The sequence below is a fragment of the Limnohabitans sp. DM1 genome, assembly GCF_001269385.1.
In the GTDB taxonomy this organism is placed as follows: Bacteria; Pseudomonadota; Gammaproteobacteria; order Burkholderiales; family Burkholderiaceae_C; genus Limnohabitans_A.
In genome coordinates this window covers 123,233-136,383 of the sequence record NZ_CXOO01000027.1, presented here as the reverse complement: position 1 = coordinate 136,383, position 13,151 = coordinate 123,233, and the positions used below count along the sequence as shown (strand labels likewise).

Sequence of the window (13,151 nt, the reverse complement as noted above, 5' to 3'; positions counted from 1 at the left end):
ACCAGACGGATCTGGTGCTGGCCCTCGGCCAGGGTGCTGGTCAGGGTCAATGAGAAAGTGCCTGCGGCCGTCACCGTGGCGCTGCCCGCCAGCACTTCGCCCGGATCGACCACGCCGTTGAGGTTCAGGTCGTCAAAAGCGGTGACGGTGGCACCCACTTCGCCCTGGCCTTTGATGACCAGGTTGGTGGCGGTGCGGGTGCGCCAGTCGTCTTTGGCACCCGAATCGCTGGTGGCCACCAGCCACAGGTTTTTGGGCGCTTCCACCCGGGTGTCGATGCTGAGGGTCAGGGCCGCCGACATGGCGCTGCGGTTGCCCGCCTCGTCCACCGCCACGGCGGTGATGGCGTGGCTGCCTGCGGCCAGGGCGGTGGCCGTGGCGGGCAAGGTGAAGACGTAGCTGAGGTCCGACCGCACACCGGTGCTGCCCAAGTAAACGCCGTTGGCGTACAGCAGGACTTGCACCACGTCGCTGTTGCCCACCGTGCCATAGAAGGTGAAGCCATTGCCAAAGCGCAACTTGTTGTCGGCGCTGCTGGCGCCACTGTCCGAGCCGGTTTCCAGGTTGGGCGCTGCCAGGGTAGACGGGGGGGCCAGGTCAATTTCCAGGCGTGACAGGACCGTGGCGGCGCTCTCCAGCGTGCCCGTGGCTTGCAGACGCAGCACGCTGGCACTGATGGCGGCAGTGCCGGTGTAGTCGGTGCCGGACGTCAGCAAGGTCTGGCCTTGCAGATCGACATAGGCCCGCGCAATGTCCTGGGCGCTCAGGGTGTAGCGCGTCAGCTCGGTGCTGCCTTGCAGCACACGCAGCACATCGCCTTGCACAGCGCGCAGGCTCAAGCCCACACGCAGCACCGGGGCCAGTTTGGCCGTGGATGCATCGCTGGCCAGATAGCCCGTATCGCTGCCCGGGGCCAGGCGCACAAAGGTCGGGGCCAGTGTGTCGGTGGGGGCTGCACGCACCAGCAGTTCGTTGGCGCTGCTGTCCACACTGGTGTTGCCCGCCAGATCGGTGGCCTGCACGATGACTTCGTAAGGCGCTGCCGCCAGCGCCAGCGCTTCACTGGGGCGCAAGGCCAGTTGCCAGGTGCCGTTGGCGGCGTCCAGCACCAGACCGGCCACGGTGGTCAAAGTGCCGCCGCCAATCGTCACCGTGCGCCCGGCGCTCACGCCGTAAGCCACGTTGTTCAGGCGCACCGTGAGCAGATCGGTGTTGGCCGCATCGTAGGTGCCGCGCAGCACCGGCGTGGTGTCGTCGGTGGCCTGCAAGGTGACCGTGGGGCGCTCGGGGGCCAGCTCATCGACCACCAGCACGGCAGCCGCGCTGATGGCGCTCCAGTGGCCTGCGATGTCTTCTTGCGCCACGCGCAAATAGTGGGTGCCGGGTGAGAGAAAAATGTTGCTGAAGGTGTACAGACCGTTGCCATTGGTGTTGGCGGTGGCCAGCAGTTCCAGGCTGTCGACCTTGGCGTCGTTGTTGCGGTCGTTGTACAGACGCACGCGCACCGTGGTGACCACGCTGGGGTCGGCATAGCCGGTGAAGGTGACGCCGGTGCTGACGTTGGTGATGCCGTCGTTAGACAAGCGGCCGGAGTCGCTGGCCGCACTCCATTTGGGCGGCAACAAGCTCGCCCCAGGCTGGGTGTCAAATGCGACCACCAGCGGCACCGACAGGGGGCCGAAGTTGCCCGATTCATCCAGCGCCCGGGCGGTGAAGGTCCGTGTGGTCTGGCTGTAGGACGCGCCGGTGTAGGTGAAGCTCCAGGCGGTGTCGCTGAGCAAGCTGGCAAAGCCCAGCGAGGTGCTGCCTTCAAACACTTCGATGCGGCGGGTGCCGCTGGCCATGGCCCCCTTGATGGTGAAGCCGGTGCCGATGCCCGTGATGTTGTCGGTCAGCGAGCGGCCGCTGTCTTGTGCATCGCTCAGGTTCAGGCTGGTGGGCGCAGCAGGGGCGGTGTAGTCCACTTGCAAAGTGGGCACCACCAGGCGCTGGCCGATGTTGCCCGCCTGGTCGATGATGTAGGCGCTGAGCACCCAGTTGACCCCGTTGTTCGAGTACGCAACCGACGACGATTCAAACAGGTCGTTGGCCAGCTTGATGTCCACATAACCGCGCCCGGAGACCGGCAAATCGGCCAGGGTGACGGTGTAACTGGTGGTGTAGGCGTTGGGGGTGGTGTAGTAATTGCCGGGCTGCGAAATCCAGACCACATCGCCCACTTTCACGTCGCTGGGCAGGCCCACGCGCAGCACCGGGCGGCTCAGGTTGATCAGGCGGTCAATGCTGCTCAGCCCGGTGTCCTGGCCCGGCGCCAGCGCCAGACTGACCGGGGGCGATGGCGGCTGACGGTCCACCGTCAAGGCCAGCGAGGCCGAGGCCAGGCTGGTGTTGCCTTGCACATCGGTGGCAATGGCACGCAGCTTGTGCTCGCCCGAGCCCAGACTGACCGACACCGTAAAGGCCCCGGTGCTGGCATTGGCCGTGACGGTGGCCAGCCATTCGCCATGGTCCACCAGGTTGTTGTCGTTTTGATCGTCAAACACCTGCACGGTGCTGCCCGGCTCGGCTTTGCCGCTCAGGCCAATGCTGCTGACCGTGTTGGTGATCAGGTCGGTTTTGGAGCTGCCTGAATCGGCCGCCGGGTCCAGCACCAGCCGACTGGGTGGCAGCAAGCTGTCGTCGATCACCACGCTCAGGCTGGCGGGCGTGCCCTCGGTGCCCACCAGGTCAACAGCGCGCACGCTCAGGGTGTGCACGCCAGGCGCCAGGGGCCTGCCGGTGTAGGTGAAGCTGAAAAACTGCGGCGCATCGGCGTCGATGCCCGGGTAGGTCTCGCCCAGCAAGGTCTTGCCGTCATAAATCCGCAGCGACACCGTGCCCACTGGCGATGTGCCCGTCAGGGTCAAGCCGGTGCTGCGCTGGGTGCGGTTGTCGGTGATGCTGGGGCCGGTGTCGTCGTCGTCAATCAGATCCAAGGCCGTAGAGGCGGCCAGGCCCACCGTGCTGATGATCAGCGGCGGCAGTTTCAGGTCCGGGCTGGCGTTGCCTGCCCGATCCAGAATGCGCACGGACAAGTTGCTGTAAGTGCCGTCCACCAGTTTGCTGGCGGGCGTGATGTCCAGGCGCGCGGTGGCGCAGGCCAGATCGCGCAAGGTGATGGATTGGCGGATCAGCACGGTGCTGCCGTTGAGCAGCAGGACTTCATCGCCCTCCTTCACGCCCTCGGGCAGGCGCAGGTCCAGGCTGGGGTTGGGGCTGCTGGAGACGCGCACGCCGTCGTCGTTGATGACGTCCACGCCGTTGACCGCTGTCAGCTGGGCAAAAGTGGGGGTCAGCGGGACATCCACATCAATGGTGATGGGCAGCACGCTGCCCACCAGGCTGACCACGTTGTCCTTGGTTTGCTGGGCAAGGATGCGGTGTGCGCCGCTGCTGAGGATCACGTCTGCCGAGAAGGCGCCCGTGGTGGCGTGGGCCGTGACGCTGGCCAAAGTGGTGGTGTTGGCGTTGTAGGTCGTGAGCGCCTCACCGGCGTCCAGCACGCCGTCGGCGTCGATGTCGTCGAACAAGACCACCGTGGCACCCGGTCTGGCCAGGCCACTGAGGGTGATGTTGCGCGCCGCATTGGCCGGGCTGGTGATGCCGTCGCCCTTGACGGGGCCGGTGTCATCGCCGCTGTCCAGCCAGAGGAATGAGGGGTCGAACGCACGCGCATCGACGCGCACGAACAAGGCCGCAGAAGCCGGGCCTTCCACGCCGTTGGCGCGCACGCCCCGGGCATAGACCGTGTAAACGCCGTCGGCCAGCGCCGGGCCTGCATAGGTGAAGCTGTAGGCGCTGCCCATGTCGCCAGGTTTAACGCTGCCCAAAAGCGTGTCTCCGGCATAAAAATTGACCTGGCTGGCATTGGCGCCTGCCGAGGTGCCCGTCAGGGTAAAGCCCGTGGCCTGGCGGGTGACGATGCTGCTGCCTGTGCTGCCCGGGGCCTGGTCTGCGGCCAGGAAGGTCATGTTGGGTGCGCCGGGCACGCCGTTGACATCGACATACAGGCGCGGCATGGCGCCGATGTAGCGGTACAAAGAGGTGGCACCGCCCGCCGGATCGCCCGCGAGGTTTTGCGGATTGCCTGCAGCATCGACCGTGCGCCCGTAAATGCCGCTGTAGCTGCCCGCATAGGGGTTATAGGTGCCGCTCAGGTCCTTGGTGCTGGTCACGTCCACATGGCCACGCGCCAGGTCGTTGGCGCTGAGCTGCACACTGCCGATCAGGTAGTGCGGGTGGGTGCTCATGGCGTTGTACAGCTCGATGCGATCGCCTGCGCGCGCCTGCGGCGCCAGAGTCACCCGGAAAGTGGGGCGGGCATGGCTGGTGATCTTGTCGTCGGCAAACAGGCCATTGTCTTGCCCGGGGGCCAGATCAATCGTCAGGGGCGGCTGGGGCGAGCGGTCCACCGTGAGCCGGAAGGCTTCGCTGGCAACGCTGGTGTTGCCTGCCAGATCGGTCTGGATGGCGCGGATGAGGTGCACGCCTTCGGCCATGCTCCAGGTGCGGATTGACGCGCTGAAATTGCCACTGCTGTCCACGGCGCTGCCCGAGGGAACGGTGAGCTCTTCGCCCTGATCCAGTAGGCCGTTGTTGTTGGCATCGTCAAACAGGCGCACCTGGGTGGTGTTGGCCCCGGCCTCGCCTTTGCCAGTGAAGATGAAGTCACTGCTCAGCGCGCTGTTGGTGATGCTGTCGCCCACAGTGGCGCTGTCGCGCGACTTGTCCAGGCCCAGCTGGGTGGGTCTGGCGATGCGGCTGTCCAGGGTCAGCGCCAGTGCCGCCGAGGGGGCACTGGCGTTGCCCGCAGCGTCGATGGCCACCACGGTGAAATTGTGCTCACCCTGGCTCAGCGCTGGCGCCGTGCTGGGGTAATAAAAACTCCAGCGGGGCGAGCTGTCGTTGCTCACGCCGGTGCTGCCCAGCAGCACGCCATTGGCATACACCTGCACTTGCACCGTTCTTTCTGCCGCGTGGACCACGCCACTGAGGCTGAAGCCGTTGGGCCGGTTGAACACGGCATCGGTGTTGCTGCTGCCGCTGTTGTCACCGCGCTCCAGCGCAGGCGCTGGCGGTGCGGTGGGGGCGGTGCGGTCCACCACCAGGGTGGGCAAGACCGCATTGGCGCTGGTGCTCACGCCGCTGTCGCTCAGGCGCTGAATTTGCGCGGCAATCGCGTTGTTGCTGCCCGGGGTGTAGGTGTTGCCGTTGGTCAGGGCGGTTTGCAACTGCACATCGACCCAGTAAGCCGCCGCGCCACTGCTGCTGCGGTTGAGCAGGTCGGCCGCGCTCAGGGTGTATCGGCCAAATTCGGTGGTGCCCACCAGCAGTCGCAGGGTGTCGCCTGCACGCACGCCCTGCTGGCCGTCCACATTGAGGGCCACGCGCAGCACGGGCGACAGGTTTTGGGTGATGCTGTCGTTGCTGAGCACGCCGGTGTCGGAGCGGCTGTCGCCCGGCAGCATGCTGATGCCCCGGGGCGCCAGCGGGTCTGTGGGCACGGCGCTGACCAGCAAGGCATGAATGCTGCTGTTGACCGCGCTGTTGCCCGCCAGATCGGTGCTTTGCACCGTGACGCTGTAGGCCGTGGTGCTGACCGGCAAGGCCCGCTCACGCGGGATGGTCAGGCTCCAGGTGCCTGTGGTTGCGTTCAGGCTCAGGCCATCCACGGTGGTGGTGGTCACGCCGTCAATGAGCACCTCACGTCCGGCCGCCTGGCCATAGGCCACGCCGTTGACGCGCACGGTGAGCGTGTCGGTGTTGGCAGCGTCGTAAGTGCCTCTGAGTGTGGGGGTGCTGCTGCTGGTTTGCTGCAGGGCCACGGTGGGGGCATTGGGGGCGACTTTGTCGACTTCGATGCGGGTGACGGCGCTGGGCAAACTCCAGTTGCCCGCCAGATCGTCTTGCACCACACGCAGGTGGTGCACGCCCGGGGCCAGGTTCAGGCTGCTGAAGGTGTAGGCACCTGCGGCGTCGCAGGCCACCTGGGCCACCTGCACCCAGGGTGCAGGGCTGCCGTCGGCCAGCATCAAAGCGGCGTTGCTGCCGTAGTCGAGCAAGCGCACCTGAGTGTGGGGTGCGCTGCTGGCGGCGGCGCTGCCGCTGAAGGTCAGGCCCGTGCTGTTGCGGGTGACGCCGTCGTTGGCCAGGCGCCCGGTGTCGTCGGTGGCCAGCAGGCTCACAGGCATCAGGGTGGCCGGGGGTGTGGTGTCAATGGTGACGGTCAGCGGCGTGGTGCTCAGCGCGCTCCAGTTGCCCGCCTGGTCCATGGCGCGGGCCGTGAAGCTGTAGCTGCCGTCGGCCAAATTTTGTTGGGTGTAGCGGCCATCGGGCTGCGGAATGCCCCGGTAGGTGAAGGTGCTCCAGTCCTGCCCCGGGTTGGCTACCGTGCCCAGGCTCACGCTGCTGCCGTCGGATGAGGTCATGAAGACCTCGATCAGCTGCGCTTCGTTGTCGCCGTAGATGCGCATCGAAAAACCACTGCTCTGGTTCGTCACGCTGTCGTTGAAGGCGCGTCCGGTGTCGCTGCTGTAGAGCAGCATCAGATTGGAAGGCACGGCAGGCGCGGTGCGGTCCACCGACAGCGAGCGCAGGGTGTAGACCGCATCCAGGCTGCTGGCGTTGCCTGCGGCGTCGATGACCACGCCGATCAGGGTTTCCTGATATGTCGCGGCGTTCAAGCCGTTGGGCACCAAGGCGCGGTCGGGGGCGATGTCCACATACCCTTGCGCGATGTCTTGCGCCGTCAGGGCCTTGCGCGCCAGCACGGTGGCGCCGTTGCGGAACTCGAACACGTCACCGGCCTGGGCGTTTTGCCGGGCACGGACATCGTCGGCGCTGACCGGCAGGCCAAAGCGCACGGTGGGGAAGGCGGTGTTGATGCGGTCATCGGCCGTCGTCAGACCCGTGGGGTTCAGTGCGGGATCGGTCAGCACCTGACCCGGGCGCACCGCGTGGGTGGCCATCAAGTCCACGGTGATGACCAGCGCGTTGCTGGGCGTGCCCAGCAGGCCTGTGGCATCCACCGAAACTGCGCGAATAAAGTGGGTGCCGCTGCCCAGAGCAATGTCCTGGCTGAACGCACGGGTGCCTGCGGTGGGCACGATGCTGTTGCTCAGCAGCTCGCCTTCCTGAATCACGCCGTCGTTGTTCAGGTCGTCAAACAGCCAGACGCGAGCGCCATCTTCGGCAATGCCGCTGATCGTCAGTGCAGTGCTGTTGCCGGTGATGCCGTCGCTGTTGCTCAGGCCCGTGTCATCGGCCGCTGCCAGGCGCAGGGCATAGGGCGGTTTTTGCAGGGTGCTGCTGGCAGGGGCCAGGCGCAGGTTGATGGCTTTGTTGTGGCTGTCGCTGAGCAGGCTGTAGGCTGCGCCGCTTGCCTCCTGGCCAGGCGTGGTGCCCAGGGTCAGGGCGCTGAGCGTGCCGGTCAGGGTGCCCGAGTATTTGATCAGGCTCCAGGTGCCCTGGCCCAGGCCGCTGAAGCTGCTGAGGCCTTGCACTTGCACCGTGCCGCCCAGCGTGAGGTTGCTCACGCCGGTGATTTCATCGTCGGCCAGGCTGTCGCCGTTGGCCGCCAGATGCAGCTGCAAGGTCGAGCCGCTGGCCAGCACCAGGATGCCACTGATGTTCAGCGGGCCTGCGCCCGCTGGGCCGTCGGTGCCGCCCGGGCTCAGGGTGGCGCCGCTGTTGACGGTGGTGGTGCTGGCGCCCACGGTGCCGTTGCCCGCCAGGGTGGCGCCCGTGTTGACCACCAGGGGGCCGGTGAGCACGCTGTTGTTGGCCGGGTTGCGCCCGATGTCCAGCGTGCCGCCGTTGACGGTGGTGGTGCCTGAGAAGCTGCTGGTGGGGCCCTTCAGGGTGAGCACGCCCGTGCCCTCTTTGATGAGGCCGCCGGTGCCTGTGATCGTGCCGCTGTAGCTGCTGCTGGCGTTGCCCGCGCCCACGGTGAGCACGGTGGCGCCCATCACCAGGCTGCCTGCGCCCGAGAGGCTGGCCATGCGCTCGGTGCTGGCGGCGGTGCCGCTCAGGGTGAGGGTGGCGCCGCTGGCCACGTTGACCTCGGTGCTGGCCGACAGGCGGTTGCTGCCGCCGCTCAGGGTGAGGCCGCCGTCGGCCACGCTGGTGGCACCGGTGTAGGTGTTGGCCCCCGACAGGGTTTGAATATTGCCCAGCGATTTGGACAAACCGCCAGATCCGGAGATCACGCCCGAGAAGGTGGCTGCGGTGCTGGCATGCCCCAGGCTGAGCGTGGCGCTGCCCAAAGTGACCGCGCCCGAACCGCTGAGCGTGGACAGGGTCTGGCTGAAACTGGCCAAATCGAGCACGCCGGTGGCGGCCACCGCCACGGCGCTGCTGGCCGACAGGCGCTGGGCTGCGCCCATGACGAGGCTGCCGCCGTTGACGTTGGTGGCACCGGTGTGGCTCCAGACGCCGCTCACCGTGAGGGCACCTGCACCCTCTTTGGTGACCACGCCCGTGCCGCTGACCGGTGCGGCAAAAATGCTGTTGTTGCTGCGCGAGAACCTGAGCGTGCCCGCGTTGTTGACGCCCGAGGCGTTCAGACTGCCGCTGCTGCCGCCCGCGCCCACTTGCAAGGTGCCGCCCGCATTGACCGTGACGGTGCCGTTAAGGCTGGCATCGCCCGCCAAAATGGCCGCGTTGACGCCACTGCTGAGGACCACCAGGCTGCCCGCGCCGCCCACATTGGCGTTGAGCTGCAAGCTGGCCGCCGCAGCGTCCAGCGTCAAGGCGGCGCCATTGGTCACCGAGACCGCATTGCCCAGCGTGCGCGCTGCACCGGTGGCCGCTCTGAGGCTGGCATTGGCCTGCACCTGCAAGCTGCCTGTGCCCAGGGCGGCATCGCTGGTGGCCAGGGCGATGGTGCCCGCCTCCAGCACGGTGCCGCCCGTGTAGCTGTTGGCACCATTGAAGGTCAACACGCCCGTGCCGCGTTGCACCAGGGTGCCGCTGCCGCTGATCCAGTTGGCCGCCAGGCTCAGGGCGCTGTTGCTGCTGAAAACCAATCGGGCGTTGTTCACCACGGCGCTGGTGGCGGGCAGGGTCAGCGCCGCGCCATCGGCCAGCTGCAAGGTGCCTGCGCTCACGGTGGTGCTGCCGGTGTAGGTCTGCGCGCCGGTCATGACCAGGGTGCCGCTGCCGGTTTTGACGAGTGCGCCCGTGCCGCTGATGACCCCGGTGTAGCGGGTGGACGCATCGGTGCCCCCCACGGTGAGGGTGGCTGTGCCCAGCGAAATCGAGCCGTTGCCCGCGATCGAGCCCACGCTTTGTGCGAAGCCCGCCAAATTGAAACCCACGTTGGTGCTGGTGTTGAGCACCACATCGCTGCTGCGTGAGGCCAGGTTGGCCGCACTGAAGGTGATGCTGCCTGCATGGATGGTGGTGACACCACTGTAGCTTTGGGCCACACCCATGGTCAGCGTGCCCGAGCCCACTTTGCTCAGGGCGATCAGCCCTTTTGCATCCGTGCCGCCATTGGCCAGCACCGTGTTCAGGGTGAAGCTGCTGTTGTAATTGCCCAGGGTCAGTACGGTGGTGCTGTTGCCCAAGTTGTTGATGACCTGTCCGCTGCCGCTGAGCGTATTGAGGGTCAGGTTCTGGCCGTTGGTGTCCAGCGTGCCACCACTGTTGACAAGCACATTGCTGTAGATGCTCAGTTGCGCATGGCCTGCACCGGCCAGTCGGGCGGTGGCGCCCGATTTGATGTCAAGCGCCACCACATCCACGCCGCTCAGCGCGTTGACCGCGCTGGTGCCCGAAGCTTTGTCCAGCACCAGCGTGCCGGCATTGACCACGGCGCGGCCGGTGTTGCTGACGGCGCCGCCCAAAGTCAAGGTGCCTGCGCCTTCCTTGACCAAAACACCACTGCCGCTGCTGCTGAAGGTGCCGGTGAAACGGGTGCTGCTGTTGTTGCCGCCCACGGTGAAAACACTGGCGCCCAGGGTCAGCGTACCGGCCCCTTGCAGCGCGCCGATGCGCTGGGCCAGGCCGTTGGCGTTGAGGGTGGCGACATCGGCGATCTCGACCACGGTGTTGTTGGCGTTGCTGGCCGCGCCCAAGGCATTGGCCACGCCCAGGGTCAGGGTGCCCCCACTCACCAGGGTTTCGCCGGTGTAGGTGTTGGCGGCCGACAAGGTGAGGTTGGACACCGACTGCACCAAGCGACCTGCGCCCGAGATCACGCCCGAGAAAATCTGGGCCTGCGTGGAGGCGTGTTCCAGCGTGGTGCCAGCCGCCAGGCTGATGCTGCCGCCGTAGTTGGCGCCTGCGCCCAGATAGCCTGCGCCACCCAGCCTGAGCGTGCCGCCGCTCACGGTGATGTTGCCCGACATGGTGTCGGCCCCGGTCAGGATCAGGGTACCTGCGCCTTGCTGAGTCAGGCTACCAGCGCCGGTGATGGCGCCGCTCAACGTCACATCTTCGCTGCGGTTGATCACCAGGCTGCCCTGGTTGGTGATGGCGCTGGCCAGCACGGACGCGCCCTGGCGGGGGCTGCCGTCGTTCCACTGCAAGGTGCCGCCGCTGATGGTGGTGGCGCCGCTGTGATTGAGCTGGCCCGTCATGATCTGCGTGCCCGTGCCCAGTTTGATGAACACGCCCAGGCCTGCGCCGTTTTCGTCCAGATTGCCGCTGAAGGTGCTGGTGCCTGCAGCGTTGTAGCTGCCCGCCTGGAAGTTGTTCACCCCCACCGTCAGGCTGGCGGCGTAACCGGGGAAGCCGATCCTGACGGAGCCACTACCCGTCAGGGCGTCCACACGCACGGCCGCCTCGACCGTGTTGAAGACCGCGCCTGCGGCCACATTCAGGCTCGACAGGTTGTTCGTCCAGACCTCGTTGGCGTTGTTGCCGCCTGCAAAAGTGCCCTCGCGCACATCAATGAGCGCACCAGCGCCCATGGCAAACGTGGCCGGGCCTTGCCAATACACCATGCCCTGGCCGGTCTTGCTCAGGGTGCCCGAACCCGTGAAGAGGACCGCGCTGTTGTTTTCGTTGAAGTTGCGGCGGGTGTCGGCCCCCACATCGAAATTGAGCGTGGCGCCCGCAGCAATGGCAAACGAGGGCGAGGCATAGCCATTGGTGGCGGTGACCACCGCACCGGCCGTGGCCAGTGTGGGTGTGCTCAGCGACAAGGTGCCGTCGTCAATCACGGTGGCGCCGCTGTAGCTGTTGGCGTTGCTCAGCGTCAAGCTGCCTGCGCCTTGCTTGGTCAGCGAAAGTTTGCTGGTGGCGCCATCGGCGATCACGCCGCTGAACACCTGGTTCACACCCGCAGCCATGGCCGAGCCCACCGCCAGATTGACCGTGCCGCTGGCCGCGCCGCTGCGCACATCGCCTGCGCCCTCCAGCCCGCCAATGCGGTCGCTGACGTTGAGCTGGTAGACGCCGCCACGCGCCACGCGCACGCTGCTGACATCGTTCAGGCTGCCGCTGACGGCCAGCGTGCCCGAGCGGATGTCGGTCGCGCCGCTGTAGGTGTTGGCCCCGCTCAGCACCAAGGTGCCGTCACCCGTTTTGACCAAGCCACTGCTGGCATTGGCCCCGGCCAGCACGCCGCCATAAGTGACGGTGGCATCGCGCGCCACTTCGATGGCGCCGCTGCCCGTGATCTCCAGCGTGCGCGTGGCCGCCAGCGTCAGGCTGCTGGCCACCTTGAGGGTGGCACCGTCGGCGATCAACACACGCGCTGTGCTGGCGCCCAGCTGGGCGTCACTGGTGATGGTGAGCGTGCCCGCGTTGACGCGGATGTCGCCCGTTTGGCTGTTGGCGCTGCGCAGCACCAGCTCGCCTGCGCCGGTTTTGGTGAAGCTGCTGCTGCCGGTCAGGGTGCCGTCAAAGCTCAGGCGGTTGTCGGCGGCCACGTCGATGGCACTGACTTTGCCGTTCAGGGTGCCGGGCACCAGTGCATGGCCCGCATCGTCTTGAATGACGGCGCTGTTCAGGTCGATGGCACCCAAGCTGAAGCCGTCGGCCACCATGGTCTGGCCGCTGCTGGCGGTGTAAACGAGCAGGCCAGCAGCGGCGTTTGAAGCGGCCGCGTCCAGGGTGGCGATCAGGGTCTCGCCCCCCACCGTGAGGGACAGGCGGGTGCTGGCCAGGCCAGTGCTGGCGCCCACGCCTTCGCTCAGCTGCAGGCTCAGCTGCAGGCTTTTGCCACTGACGGCCACGCTGACCGATTGGACCGTGGGGGCCGTGCTGTCAAGCATGAGGCCCAGTTTGTCCAGCAAGTCGCTGCTGAGCACCGAGGCGCTGTCCACCTGGCCCAGCACCACTTCGAGTTGGGCGTCTGCGCCACGAGCGGCGCTGCCTGTGGCGTCGGACGAGGCGGCAACATCGGCCCCCAGCACGGCGTGCAATTGCTGCAAAAACACACTTTGTGTGCCCTGGGCCGCGACATCGCAGCCATACAGCAAGACATCGGCGCCGGGCGTCAGGGCGCTGCGCCAGGCGGCCAGTGCCTGGGCATGCTGGCTCAGGTAGGCCTGGTCCACACGCGTGTCCCCAAAGATCAGGGCGCCGGGTTCGCCGTGGCTGATCAGGTGCAAGGCGGTGATGCCCGTCTCTTGCGCCAGCACATCGGCCAGGGCTTGCAGGGGCTCAGCATCGGCGGCCAGCACGCGCAGCTGTGCCTGCGGGTATTGCGCCTGCAAATCGGCTTTCAGGGCCGACAGCTCGGCCGACAGCACGATCAGTGCATGGGCGTCTTGCGGCGCGAGCGTTTCTGAGGGGGACAGCGCGTCGAAGACCATGGCGGCCTCGGACTCGGCAGCCGGGTTCAGGGCCTTGCTTTTTTCAGGCTGCACGCTGCGCGCTTCAGGCTGCGCAGCAGGGGCCAAAAGAGCGCGACCGGCTTCGGGCAGGCGGTGCAGGGAGGAGGTCTGCTCGTTCGGGGACAAAAGCTTGTCTGTGGCTTTGCCCAAGGCTGTGTCCAGGGCCGCACCGTCAAACATGAGGCGCTGCTCCAGCGCCAGCATGCGGGCGGGCTGACGCTCGCGGCGCTGTCCTGGGGCGGTCGCGGGCTTGGGCGCCTGTGTGGCCGCATCATGGTTTTGAACAGAGGTGGCGGGGGCCACGGGCGAGGTTTTTTTCTTCAT

1 protein-coding gene (cut by a window edge) is annotated in these 13,151 nt (G+C 66.8%); it reads right to left on the bottom strand.

Annotation, left to right across the window (positions count from 1 at the left end):
• Positions 1 to 13,151 carry the 5' portion of an Ig-like domain-containing protein gene (locus AMM33_RS11650; protein WP_090141492.1) on the bottom strand. Its footprint begins 33,334 nt before the window's first position, so 13,151 of the gene's 46,485 nt are visible here — the first part of the coding sequence; its start codon is at positions 13,149 to 13,151; its stop codon lies off the left edge, out of view.